This is a genomic window from Pseudoruminococcus sp., from assembly GCF_047012705.1.
Taxonomy (GTDB): Bacteria; Bacillota; Clostridia; order Oscillospirales; family Acutalibacteraceae; genus Pseudoruminococcus.
In genome coordinates this window covers 41770-61576 of sequence record NZ_JBKXNW010000010.1, presented here as the reverse complement: position 1 = coordinate 61576, position 19807 = coordinate 41770, and the positions used below count along the sequence as shown (strand labels likewise).

Annotated in this window: 18 protein-coding genes; 9 read left to right on the top strand and 9 right to left on the bottom strand. The window is 37.3% G+C overall.

The genetic code is table 11. The annotated features are described in order from the left end of the window. Positions 1-39 precede the first annotated feature (39 nt). The 8 genes from ACLU24_RS10635 to ACLU24_RS10600 all read right to left on the bottom strand — a co-directional run bounded on the left by ACLU24_RS10635 (position 40) and on the right by ACLU24_RS10600 (position 7981). On the bottom strand, positions 40-696 hold the full coding sequence (locus tag ACLU24_RS10635; protein WP_412612534.1) for a zinc ribbon domain-containing protein: 657 nt from the start codon (positions 694-696) through the stop codon (positions 40-42). Positions 697-746: 50 nt separating this feature from the next. Further along, on the bottom strand, positions 747-1580 hold the full coding sequence (locus ACLU24_RS10630; protein ID WP_412612532.1) for a P-loop NTPase: 834 nt from the start codon (positions 1578-1580) through the stop codon (positions 747-749). 50 nt (positions 1581-1630) lie between these two features. Beyond that, on the bottom strand, positions 1631-2203 hold the full coding sequence (locus ACLU24_RS10625; RefSeq protein WP_412612530.1) for a hypothetical protein: 573 nt from the start codon (positions 2201-2203) through the stop codon (positions 1631-1633). Positions 2204-2339: 136 nt separating this feature from the next. Beyond that, positions 2340-3269: a 50S ribosomal protein L11 methyltransferase gene (prmA, locus tag ACLU24_RS10620; RefSeq protein ID WP_412612528.1), complete on the bottom strand. Its 930-nt coding sequence runs from the start codon at positions 3267-3269 to the stop codon at positions 2340-2342. 74 nt (positions 3270-3343) lie between these two features. Next, entirely contained in the window at positions 3344-4600 is a 1257-nt protein-coding gene (locus tag ACLU24_RS10615; protein WP_412612526.1) for a sugar ABC transporter substrate-binding protein, read from the bottom strand. A gap of 125 nt (positions 4601-4725) precedes the next feature. Continuing rightward, a complete protein-coding gene (locus ACLU24_RS10610; protein WP_412612524.1) occupies positions 4726-5709 on the bottom strand; it encodes a helix-turn-helix transcriptional regulator in 984 nt (327 codons plus the stop codon). Positions 5710-5981: 272 nt separating this feature from the next. Next, positions 5982-6671 (bottom strand): bis(5'-nucleosyl)-tetraphosphatase, encoded by a 690-nt coding sequence (locus tag ACLU24_RS10605; RefSeq protein WP_412612522.1) that lies wholly within the window; start codon positions 6669-6671, stop codon positions 5982-5984. A gap of 35 nt (positions 6672-6706) precedes the next feature. Then, entirely contained in the window at positions 6707-7981 is a 1275-nt protein-coding gene (locus ACLU24_RS10600) for a DHHW family protein (protein ID WP_412612520.1), read from the bottom strand. Positions 7982-8233: 252 nt separating this feature from the next. Here ACLU24_RS10600 and ACLU24_RS10595 point away from each other — a divergent pair, with 252 nt between their 5' ends. The 4 genes from ACLU24_RS10595 to ACLU24_RS10580 all read left to right on the top strand — a co-directional run bounded on the left by ACLU24_RS10595 (position 8234) and on the right by ACLU24_RS10580 (position 13353). After that, a complete protein-coding gene (locus ACLU24_RS10595; protein WP_412612518.1) occupies positions 8234-9349 on the top strand; it encodes an SLC13 family permease in 1116 nt (371 codons plus the stop codon). Positions 9350-9519: 170 nt separating this feature from the next. After that, positions 9520-11457, top strand: coding sequence for a methionine--tRNA ligase (metG, locus tag ACLU24_RS10590; protein WP_412612516.1), 1938 nt, complete (start codon positions 9520-9522; stop codon positions 11455-11457). 210 nt (positions 11458-11667) lie between these two features. Further along, the gene (locus ACLU24_RS10585) at positions 11668-12429 is read left to right on the top strand and encodes a TatD family hydrolase (RefSeq protein WP_412612515.1); all 762 of its coding nucleotides are present in this window, start codon (positions 11668-11670) and stop codon (positions 12427-12429) included. 171 nt (positions 12430-12600) lie between these two features. Continuing rightward, positions 12601-13353, top strand: coding sequence for an SDR family NAD(P)-dependent oxidoreductase (locus tag ACLU24_RS10580; RefSeq protein WP_412612513.1), 753 nt, complete (start codon positions 12601-12603; stop codon positions 13351-13353). Between the two features lie 158 nt (positions 13354-13511). On the opposite strand, the gene ACLU24_RS10575 is transcribed toward ACLU24_RS10580, so the two are convergent. After that, positions 13512-14672, bottom strand: a complete 1161-nt coding sequence (locus ACLU24_RS10575) for a cation diffusion facilitator family transporter (protein ID WP_412612512.1) — start codon at positions 14670-14672, stop codon at positions 13512-13514. A gap of 314 nt (positions 14673-14986) precedes the next feature. Here ACLU24_RS10575 and ACLU24_RS10570 point away from each other — a divergent pair, with 314 nt between their 5' ends. From ACLU24_RS10570 to ACLU24_RS10550, 5 genes are all read left to right on the top strand, one after another. Continuing rightward, positions 14987-15487 carry a GNAT family N-acetyltransferase gene (locus tag ACLU24_RS10570; protein ID WP_412612511.1) on the top strand — a complete coding sequence of 167 codons (501 nt, stop codon included), beginning with the start codon at positions 14987-14989 and terminating at the stop codon, positions 15485-15487. A gap of 15 nt (positions 15488-15502) precedes the next feature. Beyond that, the gene (locus tag ACLU24_RS10565; RefSeq protein WP_106764392.1) at positions 15503-15853 is read left to right on the top strand and encodes a hypothetical protein; all 351 of its coding nucleotides are present in this window, start codon (positions 15503-15505) and stop codon (positions 15851-15853) included. 759 nt (positions 15854-16612) lie between these two features. Then, complete coding sequence (locus tag ACLU24_RS10560) at positions 16613-17977, top strand: glutamine synthetase family protein (protein WP_412612509.1); 1365 nt, start codon at positions 16613-16615, stop codon at positions 17975-17977. A 69-nt stretch (positions 17978-18046) separates the two neighbouring features. Beyond that, positions 18047-18616 carry an ANTAR domain-containing response regulator gene (locus ACLU24_RS10555; protein ID WP_412612508.1) on the top strand — a complete coding sequence of 190 codons (570 nt, stop codon included), beginning with the start codon at positions 18047-18049 and terminating at the stop codon, positions 18614-18616. Between the two features lie 111 nt (positions 18617-18727). Then, the gene (locus ACLU24_RS10550; RefSeq protein WP_412612506.1) at positions 18728-19807 is read left to right on the top strand and encodes a carbamoyl phosphate synthase small subunit; all 1080 of its coding nucleotides are present in this window, start codon (positions 18728-18730) and stop codon (positions 19805-19807) included.

The window sequence follows — 19807 nt, the reverse complement described above, 5'->3', positions numbered from 1 at the left end:
AAAACTCCGTTTACATAAAAACGGAGCAATTTATGAATTTTATAGCGATAATAAATCGGTAATATTATCTATATCAAGATACCAAGTACCGTCTATTTTTATAAAGCACATTTCTGAGCTTGTTGAATTTTTTTCTGCATTAGCAGCTTTAACTTCTGTTATAACAGTTGCTTTAGCAGCTTCTTCTATTGTTGCTGTAGAACCATATTTATTATTATATTCATTAGTAAGTTTTGTGAGACTTTTTTCGTCTTTATAAAGTACCTCGCTTTGTACCTCATAAACAATTTTAAAATCCGTTCCATATTTCTTTTTATTGCTGCGATTTTCTTGCCACAGCTTATCTTCACAATCAAGAACCATATCATCGTATTTTTTATAATTTTTATTTGTACTTAAAGTGTAATTTATATAATCTTTTGGCAAAATTTCCATATATTCATTGACGTCTATTTCCTGAATAGCATTAAGCTCTTTCTCTATAACCATTGTATAGCTATTCTGATTAGGAAAAAAGTCCATGCACATAATAATTACCATTGTCGTTATAAATAAAACGGCAAGCACACTTATTATGGCGAGAATTACTGTGTGCCTTTTACTTGGTTTGGTTTCAGCTTCGCTGACCTCCGCACCGCAGAAGCCACAGTATTTACGCCCTTTTTCTATGGATTTTCCGCATTTTGTGCAGACCATTTCAATCACCCTAAGTAAGATTATGCTACTATTGTAGTTTATTAGTTTACTTATTTAGAAATTTTCTTTTCTATAATATTCGCCGCTTCATCGGCCGGCTCATTTATAACAGTCTCTATTCTGCCGTTATCAGAAATTTTTGCAAACTCCGAATCTATTGGGAATCTTGCAAGAATATCAATATCATAAGTTTTGGCTACTTCATCGAGCTTGCTTTCACCAAAAGGATAGAGTCGCTTTCCGCAATCGGGACATTCAAGATAGCTCATATTCTCAATAACGCCCAAAATCGGAATATTCATCATCTTAGCCATTTTAACAGCTTTTTCTACAATCATAGAGACAAGCTCTTGTGGAGAAGTTACTATAATGATTCCGTCAAGCGGAATAGACTGGAAAACTGTCAGCGGAACATCGCCTGTCCCTGGCGGCATATCCACAAACATATAGTCGATATTATCCCAATGTGCTTCACCCCAAAATTGCTTAACTGCACCTGCTATCATAGGTCCACGCCAAACAATCGGGTCACTCTCATTATCAAGTATGAGATTAGCAGAGATAATTTCTATTCCTGTTTCGCTTGTTGCTGGTTCGAGTCCTTTATCACCACCGATAAGCCTTCCTTTAATACCAAAAGCCTTTGGAATTGACGGACCTGTAATATCAGCATCGAGTATAGCGGTTTTATAGCCTTTTCTATTGAACATAACGGCAAGTGTAGAGGTTACGAGTGATTTTCCAACTCCACCCTTACCGCTTACTATTCCTATGACATGCTTAACACTACTATATTCATTGAGTTTTTCGAGAAAGCTTTCTTTCTCACGAGATTCGCAATTTGCAGAACACGAGCTGCAATCGTGTGTACATTCTTCAGACATCTACTTTACCCCCTAAGGTAAATATTATTATTCTTAACAAAGGGAATAAATTATTCCTTATCTTCACTGTTATCATTTTCAGAATCAGTGTTTATATCGTCATCATCATCGTCATGAATAACAATTTCGCTGCTGCCATCAGATTCAACAGTAAATTCATCATCGTTAATTTCATCGTCTATTGTGTTTGTATCTTGCTGAACAGAATCAGAATTATCTATCTCATATCCGCTAAGGAAAGTATATGGAATGCCATATCCAAGAACGATAGACGCAAGATATATGATAGGCGAACATGAAACAATTTCTGCTGATAGAGGAAGCTGGCTTATCAAAGCCGCGAGAATTATATAGAGTGCAGGCAAATCCATAATTATGAGAGTGGCAGGAGAAAATCTTATAACCTGTTTGCCATCACCAACACGGGTTGCATAGAAAAGAAAAAGTCCAAACAAAACGAAAACAATTATGCAAAGCAATGCACGAAGCCAAACCTGACCTACCTTGTCAATCATATTCATGAAAAAGTATGAGCAAATTAAAAATGCAGTTACAAGTATAGCGGAGAAGATTAATCCTCCTGTATTTTTCTTACGGGTAGATTTATTTTTGTTATTTTTCAAAGCAATCATTCCTCCAAATTAATATAATATACATTTTATCACAGTTAATTATAATATAATGTCAAAATAGAATTAAAAATACAAGAAATGTAATAGTAGACTATGTTTGCCAAATTAACAGCAAAACTAAAAATAATTATTCAGCGTTGCTAATCAATTTAGCAACCAAGCAATACCAACCCTTGTCTGTGCGGGTTTCAATGATTTTAAGTGTTTTTGGTAAGGCAGAAAGAACATCTTCAAGGCGAGAATCTATTATTCCACTCATAATATAAACGGTGTCCTTGTGCATATGCTTTTCTATATCGCCCGAAAGCATAATAATTGCATCAGCTACTATATTTGCTGTAATTATATCATATGTTCCGGTTACTTCATCAGCCAGATTGCCGTGAATAGCTGTATATCTCTCAGAAACACCATTTCTTTCAGCATTTTCTACTGAAGCTTTAACCGCAAGCTCATCGATATCTATGCCGATTGCATTTTTTGCACCAAGTAAAAGTGATGCAACCGCCAAAATTCCACTACCGCAACCAACATCAAGAACGGTTGCTCCATCATTAACATATTTTTCGAGAGCCTCAAGACAAAGGCGAGTTGTTTCGTGAGTACCTGTTCCAAAAGCAATGCCGGGTTCAAGATGAAGGACAGTTCTGCCCTTAGGGTCGTAGTCGTCACGCCATACAGGACGAATAAGCAATTTTTCACCAATTTCTATCGGATAGAAATACTTCTTCCAATTATCAAGACAAGCCTCAACATCGCACTTATCCGTAAGAATCTTAAAGTTGATATTTTCTGCACGAAAACGTTCCTCAAGAAAAGCTGTTGCCTCAGCAGGATTATCCTCAGGGCTTATATATATGTGTATTCTTGCAGTTTCACGATTTTTCGCAAGAAGTTCTTCATCAATAAGGTCTATCTTTGCTATTTCAAGAACTTCCTCTTCAAGCGAGCTATAATCTTCAATATATATTCCATAGGGAACAGTCATAACTGCGATATTCTCTGCACGCTCAACATCTTTAGCGGCAACCTCGGCTATAATTTCTGTCCAATCCATAATCTACTTCCTTTCTAACCTTAAAATAAAGGGAAAACCTACAAAAGAGGTTTTCCCCTTAAATATATTATTTATTATTCTGTTTGTGAATCCTCAGAATTTTCTCCTAAGCCCCAAAGGTTAAGATACTGCTTTTTGAAGGTCTTTGTGAACATCTTTTCTATAAGTGGAGTATCGTCGTTTGTTTCTTCATTAGAACTTTCTTCATCACTTGAAGACTCTGTAGAATTTTCGCTATTCTCAAGCTTTTTGACATTATCATATGAAATCATCATAAATGGGATATTTGGAGTTTCGGGGTTATCTTCGCCATTAAGTACTCTAAGAACATAATCAACAGCATTATAAGCAGTCCACTCATAGCTTTCGCTGATAGCTGTTGCAACATTACCATTCTGAACCTGTGTGAAAAGTTCTGTGCTTCCGCCCCTTGCAAGAAGTGTTACTCTTGATATAGCCTGCGTCATTTCAAGGGCGTCAACGCTATCCTTAAGCATATTGTCGTGAAGAACAATAACGCAATTAATATTTGTATCTCTCTCTAAAGCTTTCTTTACTGCATCAGAAATATTTACTGCTGTATTTGAGCTTTCTATTGAAAGTTCTGTGCAGTAGCCATCTGAATATTTTGAAAGCTCGTCTGTGACAGCCTTTTTTATCTCATCAGCATAACTTACATCTGATGGTGTTACAAGAAGTGCATTAACCTTACCTTCTTTTTCAACAATAGCATAGTCCGCCAATGCTTTAGCTTCTGCTGCATAGTCGGTTGTTATGCTTGAATCTACAAAGTGGTCTTTTGTGCCGACTTGTGTATTATCAAGGCTTATAATTTTTAAACCATTTGCCTGAGCTGTTTCAATAGAAAGAGAAATTTTGTCTTTATTGATATTTCCGATAAGTATTACAGCTGAGCACTGGTCAGAAACGGCATTTTCAAGTGCAGAAATATGAGAATTTGATGTTCCGTCAGTATCGTAAATAAGTACATCCTTAAAGCCCACTTCTTTTGCAACAGACTTTAATTCCTGTGAGATATAAGATGAATAGGTATTATTGTTTGAATCTGAAATAACCGCTATTTTTTTATTTTTAGAGATTTTCTTTGCGTCAATAGATTTTGTGGCATTAAATTTTGGCTGTGATTTATATGCCTCAAGTTCAGCAGAAAGTGTAGCAAATTTTTCCTTACTTGCTACTGCATTATTTGTAGATTTTGATTCTGTAACTGATTCTGTAGCAGAACCATTTCCATTATCCTTACAACCAGAAAGCATCGCAACAGATGACAAAACCATAGCTGAAAGCAATACTGCTAAAATTCTCTTCATTTATAATTTCCTCCCATTTTCCCAACTATCAACATCTGTCAGTAAAACAGCACATTATTACGCAAATTTATTATACTTCCACATCTCATTCATGTCAATAAACATAATTGTAACATTACAATTTATTAACACTTAATATCCTCAATAAAGCTTTTCATTGCTTCATTTACTTCCGGAGGATAAACTATTGCAACAGGTTCTGAAAGTCCCAAAAGCCATGCAAAGAATTGTCTGCTGACAGCGACCTTTGCACCGACAACATAGTAATCATCATAATTTCCGCATATATCAAGACTGCTTCCGAATTGGTCAACAAAAACATCAACCAATCTGCTCGGAATTTTCATCTTAACATAACATTCCTCGCCACCAAACATTCCAAAGATTTTTGAGGAATAACTTTCTATATCAAACTCCCTGAAATCATTGTTCTTAATCCGAGCATTGTCTGAAACAGTAGTGTTTCTCATTCTGTCAACTCTGAAATGTTTAATAATCTGGTCCTTATGGTCAAAGCCTATAAGATAATAATTTCCGTCGCTCCAGCTTACTCCCCAAGGAGAAACTTCATAGAAGCTTCCTTGATGTTTAAAAGCCATTGCCGGTTTATTATTTTCGTCAATTATCCACTTGAAATATTTGAATTTTACCGCTCTATCAAGATTTATCGCATTATGAATTGTATCTATCGCATAGTAGATGGTTTCATTCATACTTTTAACACGGTTTTTCACAAAAACCTGCCTTTTAAGCAATTCCGCCTGATAAATGCTTGTCAGACATTCAAGCTTAGATATGAGCTCCTCTGTTTTTTTGAGTGTAAAAAATCTCGAACAGCCAACAGCGTCTATCAATAATTTAAGCTCCGAAAGCTGAAACTCTCTATTACCGACATAATATTTAACCGTGTCAGACTTTGTGCTCAGAATATCCATTCCGCTCTCTTTAAGAGCGTTAATATCGTCGTAAAAAGTCTTTCTGCCAAATTCAAAGCCTTTTTCAGCTAAAATCTGTTCTATCTCTATTCGAGAAAGAGCGTGTTCTTCATCTGTATATTTAAGTAAATATTCTCTGAGATAAAGCAATCTTTTCTTTTGTTCAGAAGCCATTATATAAACCTTTCTATGCTGAGGACGCTGACCTTAAAGCCTGCGAGGGACACTGTTTCTCTACCCTGCAAGCCTTTGAAAAAACTTGAGCGTGATTTTTAAATTTCTATCAGGCTCAAATTAAATTATCGAGCAATAGAGGTGACAAAACCCTAACCCTAATTAATAAAATGTAATTATCACAAAATAAATTACAAGGAGAAAGGTCAGAATGTCATACATTAAACTTTTACATCACAAATAGTGATAATTTTAGCTATAGAGCCTTCGTATCAATTTGCTGTTTCAAGCAGGTTACTTACCTTTTCCAAAACACGAATATCATTTTCGTGCTTACAAAGTTTTTGAGCCTGGTCCATAGTTACCCAGCGGTAATAATCAATCTCCCGCCGTTGAATACTTACTTTGTCACTATTTGTTTCGGCAAGAAAGAATACAACCTTTTTGCTTGTCCTGCCGAATGGGTGATATATTCCCGTTTCTCTGAAATCTGACTTGAAATGTACATCAAGTCCTGTTTCTTCTTTAATTTCTCGTGCGGCGGTCTGCTTTTCGCTTTCTCCATTTTCTATATGTCCTTTAGGAAAACTCCAACAGCGACCATTGCGGTTTTTGACAAGAAGATATTTTATAGCGTCTTTCGAACGATAAAAAACTACTGCGCCGCAAGATTTTTCATATAAGCAAATCATATGTGAAATTTCAGTATGAGCCATAGCAACACGCTTACGGATTTCAGGTTCATAAAATATTTCTCCAAGAGGTGCGGCAACAAGCTTTTTTGTAGAGGAATTTTCAATAAATTCCTCTGCAATGATAACGCACTGCTCGCTTGTTTTTAGCTTGTGGTTTGTAAGTATGTAAACCTTATAATTCATACCCTTTTCGCGATAATAACCGAAATAAATCGAGCCTTCGGATATTGTGCCGAATATTTCTATATCAAGTTTTCTTCCTAACAATATGCACATCTCCTTTCGGCTTTAAATTTCTGGTTTTATGTCATATCAGAAAGGGCGCTAATTTGCTCTTTCTCGTTAGCTGTATTTATACCATTTATGAAAAGGACATCAGTTATACTATGGTTATAGCAATAGCCTGTCAAAGAACCTTCAAAAAGCCTTGCGTCAATTATATGAACTTCGTCATAATTTTCCATAAAGTATGGGGCAAGCTCGGAACCATAGCTATCCTTTACAATACAAAGGCGTTTGCCGGTGCTTTTACCTGTATTAATTTTAAAAAGGGAAACATCTCCATAGCAAAATATATCTCGTGCATTTTTTGCGGAAACTGAGTTATTGATGAAAGAAACTGTTTCTTCCCCGCTATTTTTAGTTTTCCAGATACCGCATTGATAATTGTTTCCGAAGTTATAATATGCGACAGTATCAGGATTTTTCAAGAGGTCGGCATTGCCTTTTTTATTTTTGTCAGTTTTTGTCGAAGAAATAAGTCCGCCCAAAAATCCCTCTATCTGCTTTTTTTCTACCCCTGAAAAATCAGTTGCGGTAAGTCCTGCATTTTCACAAAATTCTTTATAAGCGTAATATGCTCCGAGAGAAGTCCAGTTTTCATCGGTATTATAGTAAATATATTCGTTTTTCTTGTTCTTGAGAGCATTTTCTACATCTATAAAGCTAATTCTTTCAGAAAGATTATTGCTGATAATCTGAAGATTAGCTTTTTCATTGGCATTGTTTTCTTTTTGAAGCTTATCAAGAGAAACTGTGCTATGTGTAGGAACAATAATTGAATAAATACTTACGCTTGAATCGAGCGTTGAGGCGATAGCATTCAGACTATTTGCGTATTTTAAAGCGCTTTCGTCAGAACCCTTAAAGCTTGAATAACCTATATTTTTGTATATAAATACATTTCCGTCAAGATAGCCTGTGTCCTCTTTTTGACTTGTTTCGGGCTTTGAACTTTCAGCTTTGGAATTTTCTTTTTTTGATGTTTCAGACTTTGAACTTTCTGCCTTACTTTCTGGTTTAGAGCTTTCGACCTTGCTTATAGTTGAAGATTCCGCTGAGGACTCTGTGCTTATAAAGTTTTTCTTTGAAATATCGACTAATTTCGGAATATATACAGAGCAGCAGAATATAACAAGCGAAGTTGCAGCTACAACAGCAAAAGATAAAGCTACAGCCTTGCCTAAGCCTGTTCCCTGAGAACCTGTTGAAGCAGAATATCTTTTGTAATGATTATACCCGCGATATGAGGAAGTTCTTTTAATTTTATTGCGTCTATTAATATGATTTTTGCTCATTTTTTCTCCCTTCATATCCCATATGAATATAACCAAAGTATAATTTTAGAAAATACTGTCGATTTCTGATAATTCCCTACCTTATATTATATAATGAACAGTAATGGAACACAAGCAATTTTGAATATAAAGTCCGTAGAAAATTACGCAAAAATCCGCACAATATTTCGACAGATTTTTAATATACGCTGATAGACATTTATTTTCATATATGATATATTTGTGTTTGGTATAAATATAAAGGGGAATTTAATGATGATATTTACGAAAATAGTGGGTTTTGCTAAGAAAAATGTTGTTCTTATGGTAGCAATTCTTGCAGCGGTGATTACATCTTTTATTATACCTCCTGACGGACAATATATTTCATACTTCGATTTCAAGACATTGAGTTGTTTGTTTTGTGTTCTTGCGGTTGTATGCGCCTTAAAGAATGTAAATTTCTTTTATATCCTCGCACAGAGAATAGTCAAATCTTGTCGGAATATTCGCGCGTCAATTCTTACTCTTGTTTATATAACTTTTATCGGTTCAATGCTTATCGCTAATGATATGGCATTGCTTACATTTTTGCCTCTTGGATATTTTGTGCTTGAAAGCACAGGAAAACAAAAGTATATGGCGTTTACATTTATTATGCAGAATATTGCCGCAAATCTCGGAGGTATGCTTACTCCCTTTGGAAATCCACAAAACCTATATCTATATACAAAGTATAATATAAACGATTATGAATTTGTCGGGATAATGTTTGTTCCGTTTGCTGTTTCGGTAATTCTCATAACTATTTGTTGTCTGTTCGTAAAGAAAGAACCGCTTGAGATTTCCGAGAAAACCGAAAGCTTTAACAAAAAACGCACTATCCTATATGCTATTCTTTTTGTACTTGCAATAGCAATAGTATTTCGAGGAATACCCTACTATGTAGGTCTAATAGTGATACCCATCGTTTTGCTTTTTGCCGACCGAAAAGCACTTAAAATGGTTGATTACCCGTTATTACTGACCTTTGCTGCATTTTTTATTTTTGCAGGAAATATGGCAAGAATAGACGCCGTTCGGAATCTTTTCTCTTGGTTACTTGAACAAAACACTCTACTCTTTAGTGCGATTTCGTGTCAGGTGATAAGTAATGTTCCGTCTGCAATATTGCTTTCTCAGTTTACGGATAATTACAGAGAATTGCTTGTAGGTGTAAATATCGGTGGCACAGGAACCCTAATAGCCTCTCTTGCAAGTTTGATTACATTCAGAGAGTATACTAAACATAATCCGACTAAGGTTAAATCCTACATAGGAATGTTTTCAGCGTTTAACTTTGGCTTTTTGATAATTTTGCTTATTGTTTCATCGTTGTTATTCCACTAAATAAAGACTAACCATAATAACTATTCTAAACTTTAATTTACTTCTATTGCACCACAAAATAATTTATTGGGAACGATTTTTTTCGTTCCCTTTTATAATGCTTGAAATATACGGAAAAATGGTATAATATATGTATGTATATAACTTAATGTAGGAAGTAGGAGGATATTATGGATAAGAAAACATTCTATATAACAACACCGATTTATTATCCGTCAGGCAATCCGCATATCGGACATTGTTATACTACGGTTGCCTGCGATTCTATCGCAAGATATAAGCGTATGCAGGGCTACGATGTAATGTTCTTGACAGGCACAGATGAACATGGTCTTAAAATAGAGCAAAAAGCCGCTGAGAAGGGCGTAACTCCAAAGGAATATGTTGATGAAATCGTTGCTATTTTTAAAAACCTTTGGAAATATATGAACATAAGCTATGATAGATATATCCGTACAACTGACGATTATCATGTAAAAAGTGTTCAGAAAATTTTCAAAAAGCTTTATGATAAGGGTTATATCTATAAGGGTGAATATAAGGGCAAATACTGCACTCCTTGCGAAAGTTTCTGGACTGAATCTCAGCTCAAAGACGGCAAATGCCCGGATTGCGGCCGTGATGTTGTAGAAGCTAAGGAAGAAGCATATTTCTTTAAGATGGCTCCTTTTGCTGACAGAATTGAAAAGCTCCTCACAGAAACAGACTATCTCCGTCCAAAGACTCGTGCAGTAGAGCTTGTCAATAACTTTATCAAGCCAGGTCTTGAGGATTTGTGCGTATCAAGAACAAGCTTTAAGTGGGGTATACCTGTAACTTTCGATACAAACCATGTTGTCTATGTTTGGATTGACGCACTTTCAAACTATATAACTGCTCTTGGCTATGAGAATGACCAATATGACGATTACAAAAAATATTGGCCTGCTGATGTTCATATGGTTGCAAAGGATATTATGCGTTTCCACGCTATAATCTGGCCTGCAATGCTTATGGCTCTTGAAGAACCACTTCCTAAGCATCTTGCTGTTCATGGTTGGATTACTTTCAACGGTGAAAAGATGAGTAAATCACTCGGAAATGTTGTTGACCCTCTCGTTCTTGGCGAAAGATATGGTGCAGACGCTATTCGTTATCATATCCTCAGAGAAATGGCTCTCGGTTCGGATAGCTCATTCTCTAACGAAATTATGATTAAACGCATTAACTCCGACCTTGCAAACGGTCTTGGCAACCTTGTTTCAAGAACCGTTGCAATGGTAGAAAAATATTTTGGTGGAACTCTCCCGACAGAGCGTGAAAGTGGTGAATTTGACGAAAGTCTTATCGAAACTGCAAAGGCTCTCCGTCCTGCTGTTGATGATTATGTTGAAAAAACACAGCTTAATAATGCTCTTGCAGAAATATTCAAAGTTGTTTCTCGTGCAAATAAGTATATTGATGAAACTACACCTTGGATTCTTGCAAAAGACGAAAATAACAAGATTCGTCTTGCTACTGTACTCTACAATCTTCTTGAAACAATTCGTATTATCTCAACACTTCTTTCTGCATTTATGCCTACAACTATGCCAAGTATCTGGGAACAGATTGGTGCTTCTAAGGAAGATGTAAGCTATGAGAATGCAGCTAAATTCGGCGTGCTTCCTTTAGATGTTACTGTTAAGAAGGGTGAAGTTCTCTTCCCAAGAATTGATGTTGATAAGGAAATTGAAGAACTTAACGCACTTATTGCTAAAAATCAGCCTAAAGAAACAGCAAAGCCCAAAATAGAAGGTCTTGCTCAGATTGGTATAGATGATTTCGCAAAGGTAGAACTCAGAGCTGCAAAGATTCTTGCTTGTGAGCCTGTCAAGAAGTCCAAAAAGCTTTTGAAACTAACGCTTGATGATGGTGAAGGCGAAAGAACTGTCGCAAGCGGAATTTCACAATATTATAAGCCTGATGAATTAGTCGGAAAGACAATCGTTCTTGTTGCAAATCTCAAGCCTGCAAAGCTTTGTGGAGTTGAGAGCAATGGTATGATTCTTGCCGCTGATTGTGGAGAAGATGATGTAAAGGTATTGTTCCTTGATGATTCAATCCCGGCAGGTAGCCGAATCCGTTGATTAGCTAATGCACTTCTCTAAGACACTTAAAAGTTTCGCTCGAGCCTTTGTAAAGGCTCGCAGGGCCGAGGGACAGAGTCCCTCGTGGGTTTTAAGGGCAAAGCCCTTAACATTCTTTACACTCTAAGTGCGGACTTTGTCCACCCTTAATGACTAATGTTGCTAATATACAAATAATCAGCCTATTATAAATTTCTAACGGAGAATTATATGCAAAATATTTTTGATACTCACGCACATTATGATGACAGCAAGTTTGATGATGACCGCACTACTTTGCTCGAAACACTTCCTCAAAAAGGTGTGTGTAATGTTGTGAATCAGGCAACAGACCTCAAAACAGCTCAAATCTCTATCGGATTTGCGGAAAAATATGATTATATTTATGCGGCTGTAGGAATTCACCCAGAAAATCTCGATGGCTTGCCTGATAATTATATTTCCGTTTTGCGTGAGCTTACAAAGCATAAAAAGGTTGTCGCAATCGGCGAAATAGGACTTGACTACTACTATGATATTCCAAAGGATTTTCAGTTTAGAGTTTTCGAGGAACAGCTCGCCCTTGCAAATAAGCTTTCTATGCCTGTATGTATTCATGACAGAGAGGCTCACGGCGATACGCTTTCTTTACTGCAAAAATATAAGCCAAAGGGCGTTGTACATTGTTTTTCTGGAAGTAAAGAAATGGCTCGTGATATCTTGAAACTCGGAATGTATATAGGAGTCGGCGGAGTAGCTACCTTCAAAAACGCACGAAAGGCAATAGAGGTAATTGAGGAAACACCACTTGAAAGAATAGTCCTTGAAACAGATGCACCCTATCTTGCACCTGTACCATTCAGAGGCAAGCGAAACGATTCTTCAATGATAGTTTATATAGCTCAAAAAATTGCAGAAATTAAAAAACTTTCAACAGAAGAAATTCTGAAAATCACCTGTGAAAACGCGAGAAAAATGTATGAAATAAATTAAAAATTCGCTCGGGTCTTTTCTTTGAGCTATTATTAACTAATATCTATCATAAAATCTATACTAAATTAACAGCAAACTTTTGCAGCAGTTTTTGTTGTATAAAATAAACTTAGTAACTTATTGCTGAATTTATTATAAACATCTTTTAAAAAGACGAGGAGGACACAAATTATGAGAGCATTGATAACCGGGGCAAGCTCAGGAATGGGGCGAGATATGGCAAGAGTTTTGTCGTGTATGGGCTGGGAGCTTTTCCTTGTTGCAAGGAGAGCCGATAGACTTCTCGAAATCAAACAAGAGCTTGGTGACAAAACGGTTTGTATTCGCTGTGACATTTCTAAGGAAGAAGAATGCAGAAAGCTTTATGAGGTTCTCAAGGATAAGGAAATAGATATGGTTATCAATAACGCAGGCTTTGGTTACTGCGGAGAATTTGTTTCTTCAACTCTCGAAAATGACCTCGCAATGATAGATACAAATGTAAGGGCCGTTCATATACTGACAAAATTATTTCTAAAGGATTTTGTTTCAAAAAACAGCGGAAGAATATTAAATGTTGCGTCTATGGCAGGTTTTATGCCTGGTCCAATGATGGCAACATATTACGCAACAAAAAATTATGTTACGAGCCTTTCAAGAGCTGTTTCATATGAGCTTAAAGAAATGGGAAGTGCAGTTACAGTTACAGCGTTTTGTCCGGGACCTGTTAATACTGAATTTAATCAGGTTGCGGGGGTAAGCTTTGCAACAGCCTCAATAGAAAGCAAAACGGCCGCAAGAATGGCTATCACAGACGCACTCAACGGAAAGCGTGTTTCTATCCCTACATTTAAAATGAAGCTGGTTCGTTTTGGGGCAAGACTTGCTCCCGATTGTCTGCTTCTAAAAATATGCAGTAATATTCAACAAAAGAAAATAAACTAAATTGTCTATTAAAAAACTGCACCAAATCGTATCTATGTTATTGATTTGGTGCAGTTTTTATTTGAAATTATTGAATTTTAATGATGAAGAAGTAGTTACTGAACGACCTAAATATTCATTTGATACACAGTTTATAAATTTAAGCTGTATATTTTGAATTATGCTTTTTCGCCAATCATAAATTCTATTTCAGGGTGCATTTCTGTAAGGGCTTTAATAATGGTTTCCTTTGCATTTGTATGGGATATAGGGTCTATTTCATTGTGAAAGCTTAAGTCGAAAAGGATATAAGTTTTCGCATACCCTTTTGTTATGCGAAAATGTTTTACCGAAATCAGCTGGTCTATGGATTTTACAGCTTTTAGTACATCTTTATATATCGGTGTGGTTATCTTTCGGTCAACCTCAATCGGGTCTGCATGAATTGTAATTTCACAACCGAATTTTGTATGAATTTTGTCCTCAAGTTCATCAACGATATTGTGTGCGGTCATAAGGTCTATATTTGCAGGGAGTTCGGCGTGCAGAGAGGCAACTATGTGTGTTGCACCGTAGCTATGTACGAGAACATCGTGTAGGCCGAGAACTCTTTCGTCTTCCAGAACGGTCTTTTCAATTTCAGCGACAAATTCGCTGTCGGGAGCTTCTCCGATAAGTGGATTGAGGGATTCTGCAGCACTCTTAAAGCCGGCAACAATGACAAAGCAAGCAACAAGCATACCAATATATGCGTCAAGGTTTATTCCTGTGAGCATACCGATAACAATTCCAATTATGACAGCGGAGGTTGCTATGCAGTCGCTGAGGGAATCTATTGAAGTTGCGTGTAGGGCAGAGGAATTGAGTTTTTTACTGAGCTTTCTGTTGAATAGCGACATCCATAGCTTGACCAAAATAGAAAATATCAAGACGATGATTGATATAATGCTAAAATCGGTTTCTGATGGATTTATTGCGGTGTCGATAGATGAGCGGAAAAGTTCAGCTCCGACAAGCATAATCACAAGCGAGATAAGCAGACCTGTGATATATTCGATTCTGCCGTGACCATAGGGATGTTCTTGGTCGGCGGATTTTCCGGCCATTTTAAAGCCGACAAGGGTTATAACCGATGAGGCCGCGTCTGTGAGATTGTTTATAGCGTCGGCAGTGATGGATATAGCGCCGGTTAAAATACCTGTAATAAGCTTTGAAATGCAGAGAATTATATTGCATATTATTCCGACAATTCCTGCCATAGCTCCATATGAACGCCGAACTATACGATTATTTATGTTTTCGCTGTCTTTGATAAAAGTCCGAACCAAAAAATCCGTCATAATCATTCGCACCTTGTTAATAGTATAATTCTTATATTATATCATATTAAAAGTGTGAAATCAATAATTATATTGAAGATATTTTGTTTTTAGGCTTAAATATATAAATTCGAGAGAAATTAGTTTTATTTTTAAATTTGTATATGGACAAATTGCCCAATTTATAATATAATTAAGAAAGTATAGTGTATTATGATATGATTATGATTTAAAATAGTACATTTGGATAATTATTTTAAGCTTTCTCTGTTAGTAGCTATAAAAATGTAATTATCACTTAATTTAATGCTTCAAATAAAGAGAGGAAAGTTAAGATGGAGATTCAATTCACACCTATTGTAACACAGAAACAAGCGTCAGAGCTTGCAAAGGTTGCAGAGAAAATTTATTATGATTATTATGCAGGTCTTATCGGCGAAGAAAATGTCAAATATATGCTCGCAGAATATCAGACAGCTAATTCTGTTATAGAGCAAATCAGAACTCGCAAGCATAATTATTACGAAATCTTCTGTGATGGGGAATTTTGCGGATATTTCGATATAATGTATGAAGGCAGACGAGTTATTCTCGATAAAATCTATGTTAGTAAGGAATATAGAAAAAAGGGCATAGCAAGATATGTTGTTGCACATATAGAAAAGCTTTGTCAATCAGTTAATGCGAATAAGATTATCGTAGATATTCTTGTTAAGAATGAGGCTGCTTGTATAGCATATGAACACTTAGGCTTTGTTAAGCTTAAAGAGGGAGTTATGACTCTCGGAAACGGTTTCCAGACAGAATATGCTGAGATGGAAAAGAAAATAAAATAAAAATAAGGTGATTATATGGGCAAGAAGTTAAAAAACTATGTGCTTTATTTAGAAGCACTTCTTGCGGATAGGTCTAAGATAGAGGATATAGAAAAGTTAAAGCACGATATTTTGTTAGAGATTGGTTTCTGGCAACACGAAAGGCTTATACATCTTCTTATAACGATATTATTTTCGCTTTTGCTTATGTCTATGATAATAGTAAGCTTTTTCTATGCGACTATTCAATCACTTGCACTGACCTTATTGCTTTTGTGCTTAGAGATTCCATATATTCGTCACTATTATATATTAGAAAACAATACTCAAAAGTTATATCGTATTTATGAGCAGTTTGCCGAGGTCGGTGGCTGTGACGAAAAATAATTTATTCAAAGCTGAACCTTAGATGGTTCGGCTTTTTTGTTTTTAGAAAATAAAATAATAGCCATTCAGGCTCAAATATGCTATAATGTAAGTGCAATTAATCTAAAGACTTCCACAAGACAGTTAAAAGTTTCGCTCGAGGCGGCGAGCCGCCGCCCCCAATACACGGAATCGATCGACAAGTCTCGCTCGGTTGTTGGTAAGGAAAACTTGTTGACGCGGTCGAAGAAATTAGCAATGAAATACCGCTTGGTTAATAAACTTCTCCAAGACAATTAAAAGTTTCGCTCGAGCCTTTTTAAAGGCTCGCAGGGTTGAGGGACGGAGTCCCTCATGGGTTTTAAGGGCAACGCCCTTAACCTGTCTTGCCCCTAAATTTCTTTTGGTAGCAACATTAGTCAACAAGGGCGGACAAAGTCCGCACTTTAGGAACAAAGAGATGTTAAGGGCTTCGCCCTTAAGCGGCGAGCCGCTGCCCCCAAGACGCATAATCGTTCGGTAAGCCTCACTCGACATCTGCAAGGGAAGTTTATTGCTGCGAATAAAGTAATTACCAATGAGTTACCAAAGGCTCTGCCGTAGGTGACTACCTTTGGAAACCGCAAGCCTTTAAAAAGGCTTGACCTAAACTTTGAGTGTATTGGGAAAGATTGCTAACTAATCGGTAGTTCATTGGCAGTTTATTATATATAAGAGTGTTAGCAACACGCATCTTGACAAATAAACCGATAGCGTATACAATAAATAGGATATGCACACATGGATTTTATTCGGGCTTCTGCTGAGATAATGGCTTTATCTGATATGGCAGAATTTCCGAGAAAAGGAGGGGCTTGTTTGAGATATACTGAAAAAGAAGTTCTGCAATTTATCGAGGAAAACGATGTTAAGTTTGTAAGACTTATGTTTTTCGATATTTTTGGTACAACTAAAAATATTTCGATAATGGCAGATGAGCTTCCTGCTGCTTTTAAAAAGGGTGTTACCTTTAATGCTTCTGCTATTGGAGGCTTTGAGGGCTTTGACGCAGACCTTGTGCTTGTGCCGGACCCTGCAACACTTGCTGTCTTGCCGTGGCGACCACAGCACGGCAGAGTTGTAAGACTTTTCTGCACGATAACTTATCAGAACGGTGTGCCTTTTGATGCAGATGTCCGTATGGTACTTAAAAAGGCTATGAAAAGAGCCGCATCTGTCGGTCTGACCTGTAATATCGACCTTGAATGTGAATTTTATCTATTCAAGACAGATGATGACGGCAACCCTACAAAATTGCCGTATGATAACGCAGGCTATCTCGATATTGCACCGCTTGATAAGGGCGAGAATGTCCGCCGTCAGATTTGCTTCACACTCGAGCAAATGGAGATGACTCCGCTTTCATCTCATCATGAGAGAGGTCCGGGACAGAATGAAATCGACTTTATGTATTCTGACCCACTAACCGCAGCCGATAACTTCTCTATGTTTAAGGCTATGGTTAAAACTATCGCAAATTCAAACGGACTTTTTGCTTCATTTATGCCAAAGCCGCTTGATGATAAGAACGGAAACAGTATGCACATCAATGTTATGATTGAAAGATATGGCTATAACATATTCAAAAAGAAGGACGGCGAGCTTAATACAACAGCTGGTTACTTTATCGCAGGTGTGCTTAAAAGAATTTCTGAGATTACTGCTTTCCTTAATCCTATCGAAAATTCATATAAGCGTTTCAATACCGACCTCAAGGGTGGCAGTGTTGGCTGGGCTTACGGAAGTAATATGGATATAATCAGAGTTATTTCCTCTGAGCGTGATAATGCCAAGCTACAGATTATTTCGCCGGACCCTGCCTGCAACCCATATCTTGCCTTTGCGTTGATAATTAACGCAGGTCTTGATGGTGTAGAGGCTCGTGAGGAACTTCCTGCCCCTTCTGTCGGAATGAGCAAGCTTGCTTTGCCGTCATCGCTCGAATCAGCAATAAATCTTGCAGAGAAAAGCGAATTTATTAAATCAATTATTCCAGAAAAGCTTTTTGAGAGCTATATAAGCCATAAACGACAAGAGCTTGAACTTTCTAAGAGAAGTGATGAGATAAAGCTTGCAACAGACCACAAGTATTTTGAAATTCTATAAGAAATATTTCATTTAATACTTGATAGAATTATCAGGATTATGTACAATAGATAGAAAGGGTGTCGGCACTTGGACAATGTTCTTCTTGTGTCCAAATCAGAGAAAAGTACCGATTCTTTGTCGGGACTGCTTCGTGAAATCTCAAGTCCCACTATCGACATTGTAAGGAGCGGTTCGGAGGCTCGGCGAATATTACTCGAAAAAGAATACGATTTCGTTTTTATCAATACGCCGCTCACTGACGAGTTCGGTGACGGTCTGTCGATATATGTTTCCGAAAATACTCATGCAGGCGTTGTCCTGCTTGTCAAGGCAGAGATTGAGGAACAGGCAGAGGCTAAAACAGAGGACTATGGTGTTTTCGTTTTGCCAAAGCCGCTGAGCAAACATCTGATGTTTAAATCAATTAAGCTTCTTGAGGCGACAAAACACCGTCTTGAAGGAGTTCGTAAAGAAAATATCAAACTTCAGAAGAAGATTGAGGATATAAGAACAATCAACAGGGCAAAATATGTGCTTATGGAGTATCTCTCTATGAGCGAACCGCAATCGCACAGGTATCTTGAGCGACAGGCTATGGACCAGCGAATAACAAAGGTCGAGGTCGCAAAGAGAATCCTTAGCACCTATGAGAACTGATTGAGAGCTTATAGATGAGCCACAAGGCTCGAAAATTGTAGAAAATATGCTTTTAATGCAAATTGGGTAACTGCTTTGCTTAAATATACACACGAAAGGAATGGTCAAAGAATGGAACAAAAGGCATACCTTACCTTAGAGAACGGTGATGTTTTTGAGGGTTATTCTTTCGGAGCCCAAACCGAAACCACAGGAGAGCTTGTCTTTACTACTGCTATGACAGGCTATCTTGAAACACTTACCGACCCAAGCTACTATGGACAAATTGTCTGCCAGACATTTCCGCTTATTGGTAACTATGGGGTTATTAAACCTGACTTTGAAAGCAAAAAGCCGGCTTTGAAGGCTTATATCGTAAGAGAATGGTGTCAGCAACCCTCAAACTTTAGGTGTGAGGGACAGCTTGACACTTTTTTAAAGGAGGCAGGCATTCCTGCTCTCTATGGAATCGATACAAGACATCTTACGAAAATCGTTCGTGAATACGGTGTTATGAACGCTCGTATATCCTTCGAGAAGGTTTCAGAAGATGTTATCAAGAATGAAATCAAGCCTTATAAGATAGTTGATGCCGTAAAGTCCGTAACCTGCTCTGATTTTGAAACATATCAGGCAGAGGACGAGAAATTCAAGGTCGTTCTTTGGGACATCGGTGCTAAGTATAATATCAGAAGAGAGCTTGTAAAGCGTGGCTGCACAGTTACAGTCGTGCCTGCAAGCACAACAGCAGAGCAGATTAAGGCACTCAATCCTGATGGCATTATGCTCTCTAATGGTCCTGGCGACCCGGAGGAAAATGTTGAGATGATTGCCGAGCTTAAAAAGCTTTGTGACGCTAAGATTCCTACTTTCGGAATCTGCCTCGGACATCAAGTCCTCGCACTTTCACAGGGTGCTAAGACTGAAAAGCTCAAGTATGGTCATCGTGGAGCAAACCAGCCGGCTGTAGAAGTAGGCACAGGCAGAGTTTATATCACAAGCCAGAACCACGGCTATGCCGTTATCGCTTCATCTTTGCCGGCAAATGCAAAGGAAAGCTTTATTAACGCAAATGACGGTACTTGCGAGGGCGTAACATATACAGATATGCCAGCTTTTTCCGTACAGTTCCACCCGGAGGCTTGCGGTGGTCCACAGGATACATCATTCCTTTTCGATAGATTTATAAATATGATGAAGGAGGGTAAATGA